A 20,574-nucleotide genomic window follows, 5' to 3' on the forward strand; every position below is an offset into this window, starting at 1 on the left:
TCGGGTTTCCAGGGTGGCCGCGGGTTGTCAGTGGGGCCGCCTAGACTCGGAGAGCGATGAGCAGCCTCTTTGATGACAGCTTTCTGGCGGACCTCCAGCCTTCCGGGGCCCACGAGGAAGAGCCTCCGCCGCCGCCCGAGGACGGGGCGCCGGAGCCGCTTCCGGACGACCTGTTCGGCGGCAGCTTCGACGTGCCCGCGAGCCGGGACGCCTACTACCGCGACGGCGCGCACCGCCCCGCCGTGGACCCGGCGGCCCTGCTGGACGGGCTGAACGAGAACCAGCGCGCGGCCGTGGTGCACTCCGGCTCCCCGCTGCTCATCGTGGCCGGCGCGGGCTCCGGCAAGACCCGGGTGCTCACCCACCGCATCGCCCATCTGCTGGGCGAGCGCCATGTCCACCCCGGCCAGATCCTCGCGATCACCTTCACGAACAAGGCCGCGGGCGAGATGAAGGAGCGCGTCGAGCAGCTCGTCGGCCCGCGCGCGAACGCGATGTGGGTGATGACCTTCCACAGCGCGTGTGTGCGGATCCTGCGCCGGGAGAGCAAGAAGCTCGGCTTCACCTCCTCGTTCTCGATCTACGACGCCGCCGACAGCAAGCGGCTGATGGCGCTCGTCTGCCGTGATCTGGATCTCGATCCCAAGCGCTTCCCGCCCAAGTCCTTCAGCGCCAAGATCTCGAACCTGAAGAACGAGCTGATCGACGAGGAGGACTTCGCAGCGCAGGCCGCCGACGGCTTCGAGAAGACCCTCGCCCAGGCCTACGCGATGTACCAGTCGCGGCTGCGCGAGGCCAACGCGCTCGACTTCGACGACCTGATCATGACCACGGTCAACCTGCTGCGCGCCTTCCCGGACGTCGCCGAGCACTACCGGCGCCGCTTCCGCCACGTCCTGGTCGACGAGTACCAGGACACGAACCACGCGCAGTACGCCCTGGTCAGGGAGCTCGTCGGCCCGGCCGCCGGTGACCGGCCCGAGGACGTGCCGCCCGCCGAGGGCGAGCTCGAGCCCGCCGAGCTGTGCGTCGTGGGCGACGCCGACCAGTCGATCTACGCCTTCCGCGGGGCGACCATCCGCAACATCCTCCAGTTCGAGGAGGACTACCCGGACGCGACGACGATCCTGCTGGAGCAGAACTACCGCTCCACCCAGACGATCCTGACCGCCGCGAACGCGGTCATCGAGCGCAACGAGTCCCGCCGCCCCAAGAACCTGTGGACCAACGCGGGCGCCGGTTCGAACATCACCGGCTATGTCGCCGACACCGAGCACGACGAGGCCCAGTTCGTCGCCGACGAGATAGACCGTCTCACCGACGCGGGCGACGCCAGGGCGGGCGACGTCGCCGTGTTCTACCGGACGAACGCCCAGTCCCGTGTCTTCGAAGAGGTGTTCATCCGCGTCGGCCTGCCCTACAAGGTCGTCGGCGGCGTCCGCTTCTACGAGCGCAAGGAGGTCCGGGACGTCCTCGCGTACCTCAGGGTCCTGGCCAACCCCGAGGACTCGGTCCCGCTGCGCCGCATTCTGAACGTTCCCAAGCGCGGCATCGGCGAGCGCGCCGAGGCCATGATCGACGCGCTCTCGCAGCGCGAGAAGATCAGCTTCCCGCAGGCGCTGCGCCGCGTCGACGAGGCGTACGGGATGGCGGCGCGGTCGACGAACGCCGTGAAGCGGTTCAACACGCTCATGGAGGACCTCCGCACGATCGTCGAGTCCGGCGCGGGCCCGGCGACCGTCCTGGAGGCGGTCCTCGAGCGCACCGGCTACCTCGCCGAGCTGCAGGCCTCGACCGACCCGCAGGACGAGACCCGGATCGAGAACCTTCAGGAGCTCGCCGCCGTGGCCCTGGAGTTCGAGCAGGAGACCGGCGAGAGCGAGGGCGAAGGCACGGGGGCGGGCGCTGCTGCGGGTGCGGCTGCTGCTGGTGCGACGTCCGGTGGGCTCTCCGCGTTCCTGGAGCGTGTCGCGCTCGTCGCCGACTCCGACCAGATCCCGGACGAGGAGGACGGCAACGGCGTCATCACGCTGATGACCCTCCACACCGCCAAGGGCCTGGAGTTCCCGGTCGTCTTCCTCACCGGCATGGAGGACGGCGTCTTCCCGCACATGCGCGCGCTGGGACAGGTCAAGGAACTGGAGGAGGAGCGGCGCCTCGCGTACGTCGGCATCACGCGCGCGCGGGAGCGGCTGTACCTCACCCGCTCGTCCATGCGCAGCGCCTGGGGCCAGCCCTCGTACAACCCGCCGTCCCGTTTCCTGGAGGAGATCCCGGAGACGCACCTGGAGTGGAAGCGCACCGGCGCGACCGCTCCCATGCCCTCGGGGCCCGTCTCCGGTGTGGCCGCCTCACTGTCGTCCTCGCGTTCGCGGTCCGCGGCGTCCGGCGCCTCCGGCTTCGCGACACGCCGCGGGATCTCCGAGAAGCCGGTGGTCTCGCTCGCGGTCGGCGACCGGGTCACCCATGACCAGTTCGGCCTGGGCACCGTGGTCGGCGTGAAGGGGACGGGTGCGAACGCGGAGGCGACGGTCGACTTCGGCGAGGCGAAGCCGAAGCGGTTGCTGCTGCGGTACGCGCCGGTGGAGAAGCTGTAGTCCTACGGGACGGCAGCTCGGAACTCGGCGACGGCGTTCGGTCACGTCGCCGAGTGAGGGGCCGGTGGGTTACATCGGGCCCGAGGCCCCGTGGGTCACGTCGGGTCCAGGCCGTGGCTGCGCAGCCACGGCAGCGGGTCGATCGCCGAGCCGCCCGCGGGGCGGACCTCGAAGTGCAGGTGCGGACCGGTCGAGTTGCCGGAGTTCCCGGAGAACGCGATCTGCTCCCCGGCCTTCACGACCGTCCCCGACGGCACCTTGTAGCTGGAGAGGTGGCAGTACCAGGTCTCCGTGCCGTCCATCGCGGTGACGATCGCCATGTTCCCGTACGCGCTGTTCCACTGCGTCCGTACGGTCCCGTCGGTCGCGGCCATCACCGGCGTGCCGTACGACACCGGGAAGTCGATGCCCGTGTGCACGGACATCCAGTTGATGCCGGCCTGGCCGAAGTAGGCGCTGAGGCCCTTCTGCGTGACCGGGAGCACGAATTTCGGCCGCAGCCGCTCCTTGCGGGCCGCTTCCGCCGCCGCCTTCTGCTTGTCGGCGGCCTGCTGCGCCTTGAGGTCGATACGTTCCTGTGTCCGGCTGGCCCGGTCGGCGAAGTCGTCCGCGCCCGCGGAGAGGCTCTGGAGCTGGGTGTCCAGTTTGTTGTTGGCGGCCGACGGCTTCACCGCGGTCCCGTCGGACGCGCTGAGGGTCGTGTTGTCCTTGCTGTCGTTCCCGCCGATGGTGCCCACGGAGGCGGCGGCGATCCCCGCGACCCCCATCACACAGGCCGAGGGCACCGCGACGGTCAGCAAGGCGGAACGCTTCGCCGGGCTGCGCCGCCGGGAACGGGACCCGGACCGGTTCGCGGGGCGGGGGACCGGAGTGACCTCTTCCATGTCCTCCAGCAGCGGCGCGTCCTGCGCGTCACCGACGTCCTCGAACTCGTCCTCCGCGGCGCCGGATTCCTCGTACGACACCTGCTCGAAGGTCGAGGTCGCCTGCTGGTCGAAGGGCCGGTCGAAGGTCTGGTCGTCCACGTCGGACTCGGACACCGGCTGATGCTCGTAGGCCTCGGCGGCGAGCTGCTGCTCGTACGACTCGGCCTGCTGGTGCTGCTCGTACCCGTCGTACGGGTCGTGTTCGCCCGCGGTGTTCCACTGCGTGGCGTCGTACGCGCCCGTCTCCTGGGTGTGCGCGGTCCACTGCTGGGCCTGGCCGGTCTGTTCGGCCTGGAGCCAGGCGGCCGCGTCCCACTGACCGGTGCCCTCGGGGCCCGGGTGCTGCGCGGGGATGTCGGCGAGCTGCTGGTACCCGCTCGCCCAGGCGGTCGTGTCGTAGGCACCCGTGTCGTACGCGGCCTGGTGCTGTGCGGCGTACGGGTCGTAGTGCGGCATCTGGTGGCTGCCGGTGCTCCACTGCGTGGCGTCGTACGAACCCGTGCCGTCGCCGCCCGACATGTCGCCGAAGAGAGGGTCGGCCGCGAAGGTCGAGGTCTCGAAGTTTCCGGTCGCGTAGGTACCGGTGGTGGCGTAGCCGTCGTACGAGGTGAAGTCGCCGTACTGGGCTTCCTGGCCACCGTACGACGCATAGGGCGCCGCGGCGGCATCGGAGGCCGGAGCCGGGGGCGTTACGGTCCCCGACGGGTGACGGTCGTTCACCAACTTCTCTTTCGCCTCGACAACAGGGGCTGGCAGAGCAGTGCGGTGACTGTACCCGGCGGTACGCGGGCGCGACAATCTTCCGCAGGTTTCCTCCACTCGGGAAACGGGCATTCGGCCGTGTTTCGGGGGAGGGCGGGCACGGCTTTGGCCTGGCGTTCGATTGCCGTTCGATGTTGAGGGTGTTCCGTGGAGGCGTTACGCCACTGTCAGACCCCCGGTTTCGGCGGCGGGCGCGGCGACGGGACGGGCCTGTGTCTCCTCGAAGTCGAGTGCCTGCCGTATCCCGGCGGCGACCGCGGGGTGGACGGGCAGGGCGAGATGTCCGATTCCGCTCACTTGGACGCTCTGTGCGAGCAGGTCCGGGTGGTCGATGGAGGCGGTCTCCAGTGGGTCCATCAGATGGTCGAGGTCGCTCCAGAAGCTCACGAACTGCGTACGGCAGTCGGGCGCGGGCTTGCGCAGCTCCTCGATCACCTCGGAACCCGGCCGCATCTGACGGACGATCGGGTGCGCGTTCATCAGCGGAATGACCTTCGTGCCCGCGTGCGGCGTGCCGAGCGTGACCAGGGTGCGGACGCGCAGGTCCCCGCCGAGGCGCTGGACGTAGTAGCGCGCTATCAGTCCGCCGAGGCTGTGCCCCACTATGTCCACTTGATCGCGCCCGGTGCGCTCGCAGATGTCCTCTATGTGTCGCCCGAGCAGCTCCGCGGCGGCGCGGATGTCGTTCGTCAGCGGCGAGTAGTTGAGCGACTCGATGTGCTGCCTGCCGTGCTGGGCGAGGTTGCGGCGTAACAGCACGAAGACCGAACGGTTGTCGATGAAGCCGTGCAGCAGCACGACCGGCGGCTTGGTCCCGGTGGGCAGCCGGGGCGCGTCGGGCGGGGGGAGCGCGGGGGTGCCGCGGCGCTCCTGGGTGATGCCGGACGGATAGAGGAGGAGGTGTCCGGCGAGGATGGCGATCTCCAGGGCCGTCGCCTTCAACAGGGCCACCGAGAGCCCGGTCAGTCGGCTGGGCAGCAGGCGCTGACGGAGAGGGAGAAAGGGCAACTCAGCCCCGGTGACCTTCATGGCCGACCTCCAGTCGGCACGCAGCGGGACCGCTCTGTCCCCCGTGTGCCCTCGTGGAAAGCCGCGGTGGTGGTACCGGTGGCGATGGCGTGGGCGGTTGCCGACGGTGCGTCCGTGGCGTGTGGTGCGCCGGTGACGCGACGGGATTCCCTGCCGTCGTGCTCCCGCCGGTGCGCCGCACCGCCGTCGCTCCTCCGTGATGCGACGGTGGTGCTGCCACCCGCTGGCGGCTCTCCTTGCGCAGGCTCCGGCCACGGCCCGCGCGTCGCAGATCCCTGCGGCGCGTGTGCCGCAGTGACGCGGAGCGGTGCGCGGCGAATGTGTCCCACCGTGTGATTTCCCCCTCGGTCTTCAGCGGGAAACTGCGGTTTGCACGGATCTGACGATAACGTTCGTTCACTTCCCCTGCCGGTGCGGTGCGGGGCGGTCGATGAAGTCCGTTCATGGAGGCAGTGATGGGTGTGGCAGCCGGTCCGATCCGCGTGGTGGTGGCCAAGCCGGGGCTCGACGGCCACGATCGCGGGGCCAAGGTGATCGCGCGAGCGCTGCGCGACGCCGGTATGGAGGTCATCTACACCGGGCTCCACCAGACCCCGGAGCAGATCGTCGACACCGCGATCCAGGAGGACGCCGACGCGATCGGCCTCTCGATCCTCTCCGGCGCCCACAACACACTGTTCGCCGCGGTCATCGATCTCCTCAAGGAGCGCGACGCGGAGGACATCAAGGTCTTCGGCGGCGGGATCATTCCCGAGGCGGACATCGCGCCGCTCAAGGAGAAGGGCGTCGCCGAGATCTTCACGCCGGGCGCGACGACCACGTCGATCGTGGAGTGGGTCCGGGCGAACGTGCGCCAGCCGGCCGGCGCGTAGCACCTCTCCGGCGGACGTGCGGTCCCCATCGCTCGTGGGGCGGCCGCGGGTGGGTGGGGACTGGAGGTGCAGTTCCCCGTGCCCCTCGAGGGGCGCTCCTGTCAGTGTGGTTGCGCCCCATCCAGCTCCGAGGACATCACCGCGCGCAGACGCAGGGTGGTGACGAGACGCTGGAAGGCCTCCGCCCAGTAGCCACCGGCACCGGGCGCCGCGTTCTCCGGCTCGTCGGCGACCGCCGTGAGTCCCTCCAGCCGCCCCGCCTCCGCCGGATCCAGGCACCGCTCGGCCAGCCCCATCACCCCACTGAAGCTCCATGGATAACTCCCCGCGTCCCGCGCGATATTGAGCGCGTCGACCACCGCCCGCCCCAGGGGCCCCGCCCACGGCACCGCGCAGACCCCGAGCAGCTGGAACGCCTCGGACAAACCGTGCGTGGCGATGAACCCCGCCACCCACTCGGCCCGCTCGGCTGAGCCCAGCGTGGCGAGCAGTTTCGACCGCTCCGCCAGCGACACCGCTCCCGGCCCGCCGGCCTCCGGAGCCGACGGCGCGCCGAGCAGAGCCCGGGACCAGCCCGGGTCCCGCTGCCGTACCGCCGCCCGGCACCACGCGGCATGCAGCTCGCTCTGCCAGTCGTCCGCCACCGGAAGCGCCACGATCTCCTCCGGCGTACGTCCGCCGAGCCGTCGCGACCATGTCCCGAGCGGCGCTGCTTCGACCAACTGGCCCAGCCACCACGACCGTTCCCCTCGTCCCGCCGGAGCTTTCGGTACAACACCGTCGCGCTCCATGCTCGCGTCGCACTCGTGCGGCGCCTCGACGACGATCGAGGGTGTGCCCCGCGTCCGGTCGACGGCCACGCAGGTGCCGGCCCGCGCCGCCATCCGCGCGGCGAGCGCCGAACCGGGCAGCGCGGACAGCAGTTCCGCCGCCGTGGCCCGGACGTTGCGGCTCCGGTCGGCGAGCGCCCGCTCCAGGAACGGTTCGTCCGCCGCGCACAGTCCGGAGCGCAAGGAGTCGAGGAACATCAGCCGGTCCTCGGCCCGCTCGGTCGCCCAGGTGGTGGCGAGCAGCTCGCGCGCGGCCCCGGGGTCCTGGGCCCGTATCGAGGTGAGTAGTGCGACCCGCTCGGCGAAGAGACCCTCCTGCCAGAGCTGTTGCGCGCGCCCGGGGTCCTCTGGGCCGGGCAGCGCGGTGCCGCCGCCGGGCAGCGACCGCAGGGCGAAGCGCCAGTCCGGGTTCAGCCGCGCGAGCCACAGGGCGCGCGGCCCGGCGAAGGCAAGGGCCGCGGGCCGCAGGTCCGTACGGCCCCGGGCGGCGTCGAGGAGCGCGGGCAGTGCTTCCGGGGGCGGCGCGAAACCCCGCGCGTTCGCCAGCGCGAGCCACTGCGGCAGCAGCTCCATGAGGTCGGGCGCCGTGCCCCGGCGGCCGCCGCCTCCCGTGCCGGGACGGTCCGCCAGCAGTGTCGTGAGTCGGTGGGCCGCGGCGGGCGGGAGGGCCCGCCGTGGGTCGGGCGCGGCGGGCTCGGGACGGGCGGCCGCCCGTGCGGCCCGCACCCCGGCCCGCCGCCGCAGGGTTTCCACCGCGGCCGCGTCCAGCAGGGCCACCGGCGCCTCGCGCCCGGCGGCCCAGGCGGGAGGGGGGCGCCGCTCGGTCCCGAGCAGGGCCATCGTGACGAGCTCCTCCCAGGAACCTCCGACGGACGCGCCCGCGGAGGCGGAGGTCGTGTTCATGAGCGTCCTTTCCGTGGGGAGGCGGTGCTGATGGTTCGACCGGTGACAGTGGTGCTGGTGCTGGTGCTGGTGGTGTGGGCGGTGCCGGTGGTCAGCACAGGGACACCGGCTCCCCGACGCCCTCCGGCCAGGCCGTCAGGGGAGTGAAGCCGCGGTGGCCGCACTCTCCGAAGACCGTGACGGGGGCGCCGCCGGACAGGGCGGCGAGGCGCCACAGCCCCGGTCGGGAGAGAAGGGAAGAGGCGATCGGGAGGGCGAAGTCGCCGTCGGCGTCCGCCAGTTGCCAGGTGTCGCCATCGGGGGTGGGTATCACCCGGGCCAGCGTGACCGGGTGGGAGTCGAGCCAGGGGTCGGCCCGCAGGGCTTCGCCGAAGCGGGCCGCCGCCTGGGAGGCGGTCAGCCCCGGTGGACGTGTCCGCGCGGGGGCCGGCGGCGTGAACCGCTCGCCCAGGGCCGCTCGGAGCTGTCCGGCGCCCGGATACGCGGACACCTCCGCCTCGAAGGCCAGCCCCACCGGCAGTGTCAGCTCCGGCGCACGGCCGGCGGCCCCATAGGAGAGGAGCAGCGCGGTGCGGTCGCTCTCCGCGCCGTAGAGCCAGATCCTGCGGGTCGTGAGCCGGGTGTCCGCCGTGTCGTACTGGGCGAGGACCAGCCAGCGGTCCCGCACCGGTGGTCCGTCCGCCGAACCGGGCAGCCCCACCCGCGAGCGAACCGTCGCGGCCAGGTCGTCCGGCAGCCGCTCACGGCGCAGCCAGCCCTGGTCGAGGAGATGGAGCAACGCGCACTCCTCCAGCAGCCGCACCGGCCAGCCGGGTCCGGAGGAGGGAATCGCCCCCAATTCCCTGACCCGCGCGGCCAGTCCGGGCGCCTGCGCGTCGACCATGCGGGCCGCCGTCTCCTCCCACATCCCGTACCCCGCCTGCTCGGCCGACGCGAGGCCGCCCCGCAGCAGATCCGCCAACCGCTGCTCCAGCTCCGCCGCCCCCGCGGTGATCCGCTCGGCCCGCCGCTGCGCCCTGCGCCGGGCAGCCTCCGGATCGCCCGGTGACGCCGTCCCAGATGCCCCGTCCGTCGTCCTCTTCTCCGCCGCTCGCTCTCGTCTCCCCTTTATCCACTGCTCCGCCCAGTCCGGCGCCGGCCCTCGCGGTACCGAACCGTCCGAGCCCGTCCAGAGCAGCAGCAGTCCCAGCGCGTGCTTGCACGGGAACTTCCGGCTCGGGCAACTGCACGTGTACGCGGGCCCGGTGGAGTCCGCGATGTCGATGACCGTCTGATAAGGCCTGCTGCCGCTTCCCCTGCACAGTCCCCATACCGTCCCCTCGTCAGAACTGCCTGCCTCCGACCACGGCCCGGCCGCGCCGAGCTTGCTGCCGGCCGTACGTGACGCGGCATCAGGCGCCAGTGCCAGCACCTGATCCGCCGTCCAGCGCACCCCCTGCTGAGTCATGTCATCGAAGGTAGGTCCCGCCACTGACAATCGACCTTCGCGAGCGTATTCGCGCAGGTCAGAGCACATTGTCAGTGGCGTGGTGCACGGTGGAACCAGATCCGAACCGGCCGAGCTGGAGGGGGAGCGAGCCATGTCCGTGCCCGTTGCGTCCGTTGAACCGACGACCGTCCGTCCGCCCGTGAGCGAGGGACTGGGCGAAGGCGTGAGCGAGAGCGCGGACGAGGCGCTGCGACCACATGCCGAGCACGCCTTCGCCGCCGAACTCGCCGCGCTGGCCGCGCAGGACGACCGGCCGCGGCCCGCCCGCTGGCGGCTGTCGCCGTGGGCGGTGGCGACCTATCTGCTGGGCGGCACGCTGCCGGACGGCACGGTGATCACACCGAAGTACGTGGGACCGCGCCGCATCGTCGAGGTCGCCGTCACCACGCTCGCCACCGACCGCGCCCTGCTCCTGCTCGGCGTGCCCGGCACCGCGAAGACGTGGGTGTCCGAACATCTGGCCGCGGCGGTCAGCGGCGACTCGACCCTGCTGGTGCAGGGCACGGCCGGCACACCGGAGGAGGCGATCCGGTACGGCTGGAACTACGCGCAGCTGCTGGCCCACGGCCCCAGCCGGGACGCCCTCGTGCCGAGCCCGGTCATGCGGGCCATGGCCGAGGGCATGACGGCCCGGGTCGAGGAGCTGACCCGTATCCCGGCGGACGTGCAGGACACACTGATCACGATCCTGTCGGAAAAGGTCCTGCCCATACCGGAACTGGGCCAGGAGGTGCAGGCCGTCCGCGGCTTCAACGTGATCGCCACGGCCAACGACCGCGACCGCGGGGTGAACGAGCTGTCCAGTGCCCTGCGCCGCCGCTTCAACACGGTGGTGCTGCCCCTGCCGGAGAGCGCGGACGCCGAGGTCGACATCGTCTCGCGACGTGTCGACCAGATCGGCCGGTCCCTCGACCTGCCCGCCGTGCCCGAGGGCATCGAAGAGATCCGCCGTGTCGTCACCGTCTTCCGGGAGCTGCGCGACGGGGTGACCGCAGACGGGCGGACAAAGCTGAAGTCGCCCAGCGGCACGCTGTCCACCGCCGAGGCGATCTCGGTCGTCACGGGCGGCCTGGCCCTCGCCGCCCACTTCGGCGACGGCGTCCTGCGCGCGTCCGACGTGGCGGCCGGCATCCTCGGTGCCGTCGTCCGTGATCCGGCCGCCGACCGGGTCATCTGGCAGGAGTATCTGGAGGCGGTCGTCCGCGAGCGGGACGGCTGGAAGGACTTCTACCGGGCCTGCCGGGAGGTGAGCGCATGACGACCTTCGCGGCTGGGCCGTTGCTGCTGGGGGTGCGGCATCACGGTCCGGGGTCGGCCCGTGCCGTGCGGGCCGCGCTGGAGGCGGCGACGCCCGAGGTCGTACTGATCGAGGGACCCCCGGAGGCGGACGCGCTCATCCCGCTCGCCGCCGAGAAGGACATGCGTCCCCCCGTCGCACTCCTCGCCCATGTCGTGGACGAGTCCGGCCGCTCCGCCTTCTGGCCGCTCGCCGAGTTCTCCCCCGAGTGGGTGGCGATCCGGTGGGCCCTGGAGCACGGAGTCCCGGCCCGCTTCATCGACCTCCCGGCGACCCACACGCTGGCGTGGGGGAACGAAGAGGAGAAGGGGACGGCGGAGGAGAAGAAGGGGCAAGAGGAGAAGCAAGAGGAGAAGGGGGAGGAGGCCGGTGCGTCCGACCGTTCCGTCGACGCGGACGTGCGGATCGACCCCCTCGCCGTACTCGCGGAGACGGCCGGTCACGACGATCCCGAGCGCTGGTGGGAGGACGTGGTGGAGCACCGGGGCGGGGCCGGGATCGGGGCCGACCCGTTCGCGCCGTTCACCGCGCTGGAGGAGGCGATGGGGGCACTGCGGGAGGTCTACGGGGTCGGGGGACACGACCGGGACCTGGTGCGCGAGGCGTACATGCGGCTCCAGTTGCGGGCGGCGCAGCGGGAGTTCGGGGACGAGGTGGCCGTGGTGTGCGGGGCCTGGCACGTGCCCGCGCTGCGGCAGAAGCCGAGCGTGGCCGCCGATCGGGCGCTGCTCAAGGGGCTCCCCAAGGCCAAGGCCGACATGACGTGGGTGCCGTGGACGCACCGGAGGCTGTCGCGGGTCAGCGGGTACGGCGCGGGCATCGACTCGCCGGGTTGGTACGGGCATCTGTTCGCCGCTCCGGACCGTCCCGTCGAGCGCTGGATGACGAAGGTGGCGCGGCTGCTGCGCGACGAGGACCGGATGGTGTCGTCGGCGCACGTCATCGAGGCGGTGCGGCTGGCCGACACCCTCGCCGCGATGCGCGGTCGCCCACTGCCCGGGCTGACCGAGACCACCGACGCCGTACGAGCCGTGATGTGCGAGGGCTCGGACGTGCCACTGGGGCTCGTGCACGACCGGCTCGTGGTCGGCGATGTGCTGGGCGAGGTGCCCCAGTCGGCTCCCGCGGTGCCGTTGCAGCGCGATCTGGCGCGTGCGCAGAAGCGGTTGCGGCTGAAACCCGAGCCGATGGAGCGGGAGTTGGAGCTGGACCTGCGGGGGGAGACCGACGCGGGGCGGAGCAGACTCCTGCACCGGCTGCGGCTGCTCGGTGTCGCGTGGGGCGAGCCCACCGCCTCGCGCGGCAGCACCGGCACCTTCCGGGAGACCTGGCGGCTGTGCTGGGAGCCGGAGCTGTCCGTGCGGGTCGCTGAGGCCGGGGTCTGGGGCACGACGGTGCTGTCGGCGGCGACCGGCAAGGCCGAGGCGGACGCCGTCGCCGCGCACGCCCTGGCCGACGTCACGGCACTGGCCGAGCGCTGTCTGCTCGCCGAACTCCCGGACGCGCTGCCCGTGGTGATGCGGGTCCTCGCCGACCGGGCGGCGCTGGACGCGGATGTCGGTCATCTCGCCCAGGCCCTGCCCGCGCTGGTCCGCTCGCTGCGGTACGGCGATGTGCGCGGCACGGACACACACGCCCTCACGGACGTCGCCGTGGGCCTCGCCGAGCGGATCTTCGTCGGGCTCCCACCTGCCTGCGCGGCCATCGACGCCGAGGCCGCCGAGCACATGCGACGCCATGTGGACGCGGTGCACGGCGCGGTGGGGCTGTTGGGGGAGCCGGGCGCGGCGGCCTCCGGCGGCATACGCGAGCGCTGGCACTCCGTACTCCGGGTGCTGGCCGGGCGGGACACCGTGCCGGGGGTGATCCGCGGGCGGGCGGTACGACTGCTGCTGGACGACGGGGAGTTGGGGCAGGACGAGGCCGCGCGGCTCATGGGTCTCGTGCTGTCGCCGGGTACGGAGCCGGGGGACGCGGCCGCGTGGATCGAGGGCTTCGTCGGCGGTGGCTCCGGGGGCGGGATGCTGCTCGTGCACGACGAGCGGCTGCTCGGTCTGGTGGACGCGTGGCTGACCGGGGTGCCGACGGAGGCGTTCACCGATGTGCTGCCACTGCTGCGGCGCACCTTCTCGGCGTACGAGGCAGGAGTGCGCAGAACGCTGGGCGAGCTGGTTCGGCGCGGCCCGGGGGCGCGGGGGAGCGCCGAGGCCGCCGCCTCCGGCATACCCGGGTTCGCGCCCGACCTCGACCCCGGGCGCGCCGACGCGGTCCTGCCGGTGCTGAGCCTGCTGCTGGGGCTGGGCGAGGCCTACGACGACGACTTTGCGGGGGTGGCCCGATGACAGCGGCACCTGTGGAAGCGACCGGATCGAACGGTCCGACGGGACCCACCGACGCCGCCGACGCCGCCGACGAGCGGCTGCGGCGGTGGCGGCTCGTGCTGGGAGGTGAGGAGGCGGACGGCACCGGATGCGTGCTCGCGGGGCAGGACGCCGCGATGGACGGGGCGCTCACCGCGTTGTACGGGAAGGACGGCAAGGGGCGGTCCGGGCGGGACCGTTCGGCGGGGCTGGGGGCGTCGGCGCCGTCGGTCGCGCGCTGGCTCGGGGACATCCGGACGTACTTCCCCTCGTCCGTCGTGCAGGTCATGCAGCGGGACGCCATCGACCGGCTCGGGCTGTCCACCCTCCTGCTGGAGCCCGAGATGCTGGAAGCGGTCGAGGCCGATGTGCACCTGGTCGGCACGCTGCTCTCCCTCAACAAGGCCATGCCGGAGACGACGAAGGAAACGGCGCGGGCGGTCGTGCGCAAGGTCGTCGAGGATCTCGAGAAGCGGCTCGCGAGCCGCACGCGGGCGACTCTCACCGGCGCCCTCGACCGCAGTACGCGCATCAGCAGACCCCGTCACCACGACATCGACTGGAACCGCACGATCGCGGCGAACCTGAAGCACTACCTGCCCGAGTACCGCACGGTCGTGCCCGAACGGCTGATCGGCTACGGGCGTGCCTCGCAGTCCGTGAAGAAGGAGGTCGTCCTCTGCATCGACCAGTCGGGATCCATGGCGGCGTCCGTCGTCTACGCCTCCGTGTTCGGTGCCGTCCTCGCGTCGATGCGGTCCATCGCCACCCGGCTCGTCGTCTTCGACACGGCCGTCGTCGATCTGACCGACCAGCTCGACGACCCGGTCGACGTCCTCTTCGGCACCCAGTTGGGCGGCGGTACGGACATCAACAGGGCGCTGGCGTACTGCCAGTCGCAGATCACCCGCCCCGCCGACACGGTGGTCGTGCTCATCAGCGACCTCTACGAAGGGGGTATACGCGACGAGATGCTCAAGCGGGTCGCGGCGATGAAGGCGTCGGGGGTGCAGTTCGTGACGCTGCTGGCGTTGTCCGACGAGGGGGCGCCCGCGTACGACCGTGAGCACGCGGCGGCGCTCGCGGCGCTGGGCGCACCGGCGTTCGCCTGTACGCCCGACCTGTTTCCCGAGGTGATGGCGGCGGCGATCGAGAAACGGCCGCTTCCGATACCGGACATCGCCTGAGGAGACGTGCCATCGGCGATGACGGCGACAGGGGGCTTGCGCGACCTCGGGAGACCCGTGCGAGGATCGACGCCTCTTCCCGCCGCACGGAGGATCACCCCGTCTTGACCCCGCCCGCCGCCGAACTGCCCCTCGCCGGTGCCGCTCTGCGCATGACACATATGACGCGCACGGCGGCCGGGCGACGTGCGCTGCGACTGGCGCTGCTGGTGGCCGGGTTGTTCGCGCTCGGGCTCCTCTGCGGGGAGCGGGCGCATGCGGCGGACGGGTTGGTTTCGACGGCTCCGACGGTTCCGACGGTTCCGACGAGTTCGTCGGTACGGCTGGTGAAGCCGGGTGCTCCGCTCCCGGTGGCGCACTCGGTGGCCCACACCGTCACTCGCGTCACGGACACCGTCACTCGCACTCACGTCACGGACACCGTCACTCACGCCGACGTCACGGACACCGTCGCTCAGGTCGGTGACACCGTCACCCGCGTGGCCGACACCGTCCGGCACGTCGTACGGCCGGTCGGTGATCTCGTGGAGACCGTGACCGGCGAGTTGGGCCAGGCTCCGCCGAAGACCCTGCCGTCCCTGCCGTCCCAGCCCTCGTTGCCCTCCCTGCCCGAGCTGCCCGGTCCGCCCTCGGCTCCGGGCGCGGGGGGTCAGGTTCCGTCCGCCGGCTCGGGGCCCCGGCACTCGGGTGCGGGTGCCGTGCCCTCGATGTCGCATGCGGTGGTGCGTCACGCGGACGCCGGGACCGTCGGACCGACGTACTACGGCCCCGCTCGCCTCGGTACGGACACGGACGGTGTCGCCGTGCGCGGCGAGCACCGGGGTGTGGCGCCGGGATCGGGGCCCGACCGTCAGGCACCGCCCGGCGATCCCACGGGCGCGCCGGGCGGTCAGGCTGCCGTCGACAGCGGCACGCCGCGCCACGGCGATCCTCATGCCGTCGTCACTCCGAGTCACCGGGCGCCGCTGCGGCTCGTGCCCGGCGCTCCCGCGGCGGTGGCCGCGGCCGGTACCCGCGACAGGTACCGGGACATTCCGCTCTTCCCCGGTTAGGGCGGTCCTTCCTCCGTGGCCGGCCTGCCGCGCGGGGACGGAACAGGTCTGCCCGCCGTCCGGACCCTTTCCGGTCCCGATCCGGACTCTTTCCGCTCCCGATCCGCTCCCGATCCGGACCCTTTCCGGTCCCCGGACGGAAGCCCAGGGTCCGCCGGCGCCACCGGTCTGGCCTACGGCGGCGAGGTGAATGTCGGCGACTTCGCGGCGGGCGTCGCGGACGACGTGCGGCCGAGTCCGTCACGCCGAGCTGTCCGCGCCGCGCTACGCCGCGTACGACACGTACAGCGTCTGCCCGCCCCTCCCGCCGTACCGCTCGCTGTATCCACTGACCGACTCCGCGGGGCCACGGCCCCGGACGGCCGAAAGCCGTCGGCTGTGTCCGACCGAAACCCCGCGGATGGGGAGGGTGGTCCCCATTGGGGTGGGGATCACCCTCCCTGGGCCCCTCAGGGGCTGTTCGAGGGGCCTCACCAGGCAAACCCCAGCCTGGTGAGGCCCCGTCCCGGCAAGATCTGTGACAGGTATCACCGCTCAGGTGTGACCTGCGATTTAGGGACCCACGTCCTGCGGCGATAACCTGCGAGACGGACATGCCGCGCGCTCGGACACCGTGTGCGCCACCCTTGTGACAGCGGACGTCACGTTGCCCTTCGCGGCACGCCCACGCATCCAACGAACCGCGAGATCACTGATAGGGACGGACGCGCGTGGACCTGTTCGAGTACCAGGCGAGGGACCTCTTCGCCAAGCACGGTGTACCGGTGCTGGCCGGTGAAGTCATTGACACGCCTGAGGCAGCCCGCGAGGCGACCGAGCGTCTTGGCGGCAAGTCCGTCGTCAAGGCCCAGGTGAAGGTCGGTGGCCGCGGCAAGGCCGGCGGCGTCAAGCTCGCCGCCACCCCGGACGAGGCCGTCGCCCGGGCGACGGACATCCTCGGCATGGACATCAAGGGCCACACGGTCCACAAGGTGATGATCGCCGAGACCGCGCCCGAGATCGCCGAGGAGTACTACGTCTCGTACCTCCTCGACCGCACCAACCGCACCTTCCTCGCCATGGCGTCCGTCCAGGGCGGCGTGGAGATCGAGGTCGTCGCGGAGGAGAACCCCGAGGCCCTCGCGAAGGTCCCGGTCGACGCCAACGAGGGCGTCTCGATCGAGAAGGCCCGCGAGATCGTCGCCCAGGCGAAGTTCCCGGCCGAGGTCGCCGAGCAGGTCGCCGAGATCCTGGTGACGCTGTGGGACACCTTCATCAAGGAGGACGCCCTCCTCGTCGAGGTCAACCCGCTCGCCAAGGTCGCCGACGGCCGCGTCATCGCGCTCGACGGCAAGGTGTCGCTGGACGAGAACGCCGAGTTCCGCCAGCCGGAGCACGAGGCGCTGGTCGACCACGCCGCCGCCAACCCGCTCGAGGCGGCGGCCAAGGCCAAGAACCTCAACTACGTCAAGCTCGACGGCGAGGTCGGCATCATCGGCAACGGCGCGGGTCTCGTCATGAGCACCCTCGACGTCGTCGCCTACGCCGGTGAGAACCACGGCGGCGTCAAGCCCGCCAACTTCCTCGACATCGGTGGCGGCGCCTCCGCCGCGGTGATGGCGAACGGCCTGGAGATCATCCTCGGCGACCCGGACGTCAAGTCCGTCTTCGTCAACGTCTTCGGCGGCATCACCGCCTGTGACGAGGTCGCCAACGGCATCGTCCAGGCGCTCCAGCTGCTCAAGGACAAGGGCGAGGAAGTCACCAAGCCGCTGGTCGTGCGTCTGGACGGCAACAACGCCGAGCTGGGCCGCAAGATCCTGTCGGACGCCAACCACCCGCTGGTCCAGCGCGTGGACACCATGGACGGCGCGGCCGACAAGGCCGCCGAGCTCGCGGCTGCGAAGTAAGGGACGAGGGAAACAACCGCCATGGCTATCTTCCTCAACAAGGACAGCAAGGTCATCGTCCAGGGCATGACCGGTGCCACGGGCATGAAGCACACCAAGCTCATGCTGGCCGACGGCACGAACATCGTCGGTGGCGTGAACCCGCGCAAGGCGGGCACGTCCGTCGACATCGACGGCACCGAGATCCCGGTCTTCGGCACGGTCGCCGAGGCCATGGAGAAGACGGGCGCCAACGTGTCCGTCCTCTTCGTGCCGCCGGCCTTCGCCAAGGCCGCCGTCGTCGAGGCGATCGACGCGGAGATCCCCCTCGCGGTCGTCATCACCGAGGGCATCGCCGTCCACGACTCCGCCGCCTTCTGGGCGTACGCGAAGTCGAAGGGCAACAAGACCCGCATCATCGGCCCGAACTGCCCCGGTCTCATCACCCCGGGCCAGTCGAACGCCGGCATCATCCCGGGCGACATCACGAAGCCGGGCCGCATCGGCCTGGTCTCGAAGTCCGGCACGCTGACGTACCAGATGATGTACGAGCTCCGTGACATCGGCTTCTCGTCCGCCGTCGGCATCGGTGGCGACCCGATCATCGGTACGACGCACATCGACGCGCTCGCCGCGTTCGAGGCCGACCCCGACACCGACCTGATCGTCATGATCGGTGAGATCGGCGGCGACGCCGAGGAGCGTGCGGCGGACTTCATCGCCAAGAACGTGACGAAGCCGGTCGTCGGCTACGTCGCCGGCTTCACCGCGCCCGAGGGCAAGACCATGGGCCACGCCGGCGCCATCGTCTCCGGCTCCTCCGGCACGGCCGCCGCGAAGAAGGAGGCCCTCGAGGCCGCCGGCGTCAAGGTCGGCAAGACGCCGACCGAGACGGCGAAGCTGGCCCGCGAGATCCTCGCCGGCTGACCTTCTCCGGGCTGGACCTTCTCCGGACTGAACGGGCTCGCATCCCCACGGGGGTGCGAGCCCGTCGTCGTACCCGGCTCAGCCTGCCTCCGGAACCAGCCGCTCCGGCCCGCTGACCGTCTCCCCCTTGAGCTTGGCGCGCAGGGCCAGCTCCTCCGCGGACAGCGGTCCGGGTGCGACCCGGGGCGGCACCCCGTGCACCGTGGCGCCGGGCGCCAGCGGCGGCTCGTAGTGGTCCGGGGCCGTACGGAGCGTCAGTGTCGTGGCGCCGATGAGGACGACCGTGAAGGCGATGGCGGCGCGGGTCCAGTGCCGGGCGCGCTGCTCTCCGCCCCAGCGGACCGTGGTGGGCTTCGCGGCGTGCAGCCGCTCGGCGGAGGCGACCTCGGCGAGTCGCCGGTGCAACTCCTTCGGCTCCGCCAGCTCCGGCAGCCGCGTGGCCACGGCCTCGCGTGCGTGCAGCAGCCGGTTGGCCGCCGCGGGCGTGCTCGCCTCCGTCTCGGCCGCGGTCTCCGGCAGATCGAGCCCGACCCCGTCGTAGAGCAGCAGGGTCCGCCGGTACACGGGCGGCAGCTGCAGGAGTACGTCGAGCAGCGCGCGATCCGCGGGGGCGGCGGGCGGCGGCTCCGGGTTGCGGTGCCGGGGGCGCAGCCTGTGCCAGGGCGAGAGCGCGAACTCGTGCGCCGTCGCCCGCACCCACCCCGCCGGATCGCGGTCCATGGCCACCTCGGGCCAGCGGTGCCAGGCCAGCTGGAAGGCGCACTCCACCGACTCGCGCGCCAGTTCGCGCCGCCCGGTGAGCAGGTAGGTCTGCCGTACGAGGGCGGGGGCGCAGAACGCGTAGAGGGCGTCGAAGGCCTGATCGGGCGTCAGGGAGGGCGAAAGGGGTTCTGGTTCGGCTTCGGGGCTGAGCTCGGAGCCGAGCTCGGGTTCGGGGCCGCGTGCGGGATCAGGGCCGAGTTCGGGATCGGGTTCGGGGGCGAGTTCGGAGGCGGACGGGGTTTCGGAGGGCGGCTCGGGGGCGGGTTCGGCACGGTCGGGGGACGCCTGTACGGGGCCGATGGCGGCGCCGACCAGGGCGGGAGCCGGGTTCTCCTGATGGGGGGTCACCTCCTCGGCGCCCGCCAGCAGTCGTACATACGCATCCCGATTGGTGCCGCGTGGCGTCGTACGGCCGTTCTCCCACGAGCGCACCGTCGCACGGGTGACGCCCAACGCGGCCGCGACGTCGGCCTGGCTCAGCGACTGGGCCTCGCGCAGGCGGCGGCACTCCTTGGGGGAGGGCAGCGGGGTCTCAGGGGTGCGTGTCATGTCGGACCCCATAGGGTGCCCCTTAGTACGAAAAAGTACATAGCTGCATATTGAGCGACACATCCGAGGTTCGCCTGTTACGACGAGAAAGCGCGTGTCGTTGGGAACATGGCGGGCGTGACCCAAATGACCGACCGCAGGCTGTCGTTGCCGCCCCTGCTCACCCGGATGCGCCAGCGTTCATCCGGACTGGGCGCCAGCCTCCTGGGTGGTGCCCTCGCGGCGGGGCTCGGACTCGGCTCGTTCGCCGTCCTCGTCATGATGCTGTGGATCAGCTCGCCCTATCCGGACAGCGGACCGAGCGGATCGCTGCACGTGGCCGCCGCGTTGTGGCTGCTCGCGCACGGCGTGGAGCTGGTCCGCACCGAGACCCTGTCGGGCCTGCCCATGCCGGTGGGTGTGACACCGCTGCTGCTGGTCGTCCTGCCCGTGTGGCTGCTGTACCGGGCGGTGCGTGGCGTGGCGGACGCCGGGGCCGAGGCGGAGCCGGGCACGGTGTGGACGGGGGTCGTCGGGGGCTATCTGACGGTCGGACTGGCGGCGGCGCTGTACTGCTCGGGCGGGGAGTTGCGGCCGTCGTGGGTGTGGACCGCCGGATGCCTGCCGTTGCTCGCCGGGAGTGCGGCGGGGGTGGGGGTGTGGGCGGCGTACGGGCGCGCCGGCTTCCCCGAGCTCGGACGGGTCCGGCGGTTGCTCGCCGTGTTGCCCGCCGGCGTACGCCGTTGCCCGCCCGAATTCCTCGGGGCCTCCGCGCGGGCGGCCGGGGCCGGGGCGGCGGTGCTCGTCGGGGGCGGCTCGCTGTTGGTGGCGGCGTCGCTGGTGTGGCACGGCGATGCCGTCCGGGACTCGTTCCCGCAGCTCACCGAAGTGTGGTCGGGGCGGTTCGCGGTACTGCTGCTCTGTCTGGCGCTGGTGCCGAACGCGGCGGTGTGGGGGGCCGCGTACGGGCTCGGGCCCGGGGTCGTGCTGGGGGCCGGGCATGTCGCGGGGCCGTTGTCCGCGGCGGGACCGGGGCCGTTGCTGCCGGCGTTTCCGCTGCTGGCGGCGGTGCCGGTGCCCGGGGCGGTGTGGAATGAGATGGGGATGGGGGTGCCGGTGGTGGCGGGGGTGACGGTGGCGTGGTTCCTGGTGACCGCGGGGGCGCGCCGGGGAGGGTCGTGAGAC

Annotated in this window: 13 protein-coding genes and 1 pseudogene; 9 read left to right on the forward strand and 5 right to left on the reverse strand. The window is 72.0% G+C overall.

Going from position 1 to position 20,574, the window contains the following annotated elements; translation table 11 throughout:
• The first annotated feature begins 56 nt into the window (after nucleotides 1-56).
• Nucleotides 57-2,597 carry a DNA helicase PcrA gene (gene pcrA / locus FNV62_RS30940; RefSeq protein WP_143609018.1) on the forward strand — a complete coding sequence of 847 codons (2,541 nt, stop codon included), beginning with the start codon at nucleotides 57-59 and terminating at the stop codon, nucleotides 2,595-2,597.
• Between the two features lie 95 nt (nucleotides 2,598-2,692).
• Here pcrA and FNV62_RS30945 read toward each other — a convergent pair whose 3' ends face one another.
• Together FNV62_RS30945 and FNV62_RS30950 are read right to left on the reverse strand one after the other, a co-directional pair.
• Entirely contained in the window at nucleotides 2,693-4,357 is a 1,665-nt protein-coding gene (locus FNV62_RS30945) for a M23 family metallopeptidase (RefSeq protein ID WP_143627843.1), read from the reverse strand.
• Between the two features lie 84 nt (nucleotides 4,358-4,441).
• Nucleotides 4,442-5,314: an esterase/lipase family protein gene (locus FNV62_RS30950; RefSeq protein ID WP_097285913.1), complete on the reverse strand. Its 873-nt coding sequence runs from the start codon at nucleotides 5,312-5,314 to the stop codon at nucleotides 4,442-4,444.
• Nucleotides 5,315-5,769: 455 nt separating this feature from the next.
• Here FNV62_RS30950 and FNV62_RS30955 point away from each other — a divergent pair, with 455 nt between their 5' ends.
• Nucleotides 5,770-6,186: a cobalamin B12-binding domain-containing protein gene (locus FNV62_RS30955; RefSeq protein WP_060901461.1), complete on the forward strand. Its 417-nt coding sequence runs from the start codon at nucleotides 5,770-5,772 to the stop codon at nucleotides 6,184-6,186.
• Between the two features lie 101 nt (nucleotides 6,187-6,287).
• Here FNV62_RS30955 and FNV62_RS30960 read toward each other — a convergent pair.
• Nucleotides 6,288-7,968 (reverse strand): annotated as a pseudogene (locus FNV62_RS30960) (DUF5691 domain-containing protein).
• A gap of 42 nt (nucleotides 7,969-8,010) precedes the next feature.
• On the reverse strand, nucleotides 8,011-9,366 hold the full coding sequence (locus FNV62_RS30965; protein WP_097285915.1) for an SWIM zinc finger family protein: 1,356 nt from the start codon (nucleotides 9,364-9,366) through the stop codon (nucleotides 8,011-8,013).
• Between the two features lie 133 nt (nucleotides 9,367-9,499).
• Here FNV62_RS30965 and FNV62_RS30970 point away from each other — a divergent pair, with 133 nt between their 5' ends.
• The 6 genes from FNV62_RS30970 to sucD all read left to right on the forward strand — a co-directional run bounded on the left by FNV62_RS30970 (nucleotide 9,500) and on the right by sucD (nucleotide 18,099).
• On the forward strand, nucleotides 9,500-10,666 hold the full coding sequence (locus FNV62_RS30970; protein ID WP_097285916.1) for an ATP-binding protein: 1,167 nt from the start codon (nucleotides 9,500-9,502) through the stop codon (nucleotides 10,664-10,666).
• Nucleotides 10,663-13,047, forward strand: coding sequence for a DUF5682 family protein (locus tag FNV62_RS30975; protein ID WP_144315705.1), 2,385 nt, complete (start codon nucleotides 10,663-10,665; stop codon nucleotides 13,045-13,047). The genes FNV62_RS30970 and FNV62_RS30975 overlap by 4 nt, the downstream gene beginning before the upstream one ends.
• Entirely contained in the window at nucleotides 13,044-14,252 is a 1,209-nt protein-coding gene (locus tag FNV62_RS30980; protein WP_097285918.1) for a VWA domain-containing protein, read from the forward strand. Before FNV62_RS30975 ends, FNV62_RS30980 begins: the two co-directional genes overlap by 4 nt.
• Nucleotides 14,253-14,356: 104 nt before the next feature.
• Nucleotides 14,357-15,304, forward strand: coding sequence for a hypothetical protein (locus FNV62_RS30985; RefSeq protein ID WP_143609028.1), 948 nt, complete (start codon nucleotides 14,357-14,359; stop codon nucleotides 15,302-15,304).
• Nucleotides 15,305-16,014: 710 nt separating this feature from the next.
• Nucleotides 16,015-17,193, forward strand: coding sequence for an ADP-forming succinate--CoA ligase subunit beta (gene sucC / locus FNV62_RS30990; protein ID WP_060901446.1), 1,179 nt, complete (start codon nucleotides 16,015-16,017; stop codon nucleotides 17,191-17,193).
• 21 nt (nucleotides 17,194-17,214) lie between these two features.
• Nucleotides 17,215-18,099, forward strand: coding sequence for a succinate--CoA ligase subunit alpha (sucD, locus tag FNV62_RS30995; RefSeq protein ID WP_075028438.1), 885 nt, complete (start codon nucleotides 17,215-17,217; stop codon nucleotides 18,097-18,099).
• A gap of 78 nt (nucleotides 18,100-18,177) precedes the next feature.
• Here sucD and FNV62_RS31000 read toward each other — a convergent pair whose 3' ends face one another.
• On the reverse strand, nucleotides 18,178-19,410 hold the full coding sequence (locus tag FNV62_RS31000) for a helix-turn-helix domain-containing protein (protein WP_143627847.1): 1,233 nt from the start codon (nucleotides 19,408-19,410) through the stop codon (nucleotides 18,178-18,180).
• A gap of 126 nt (nucleotides 19,411-19,536) precedes the next feature.
• Between FNV62_RS31000 and FNV62_RS31005 the strand changes: the two genes are divergently transcribed.
• Nucleotides 19,537-20,571 (forward strand): DUF6350 family protein, encoded by a 1,035-nt coding sequence (locus FNV62_RS31005; protein ID WP_318658507.1) that lies wholly within the window; start codon nucleotides 19,537-19,539, stop codon nucleotides 20,569-20,571.
• Nucleotides 20,572-20,574: the final 3 nt, after the last annotated feature.

The sequence above is a fragment of the Streptomyces sp. RLB3-17 genome (assembly GCF_007113425.2).
Taxonomy (GTDB): domain Bacteria; phylum Actinomycetota; class Actinomycetes; order Streptomycetales; family Streptomycetaceae; genus Streptomyces; species Streptomyces mirabilis_D.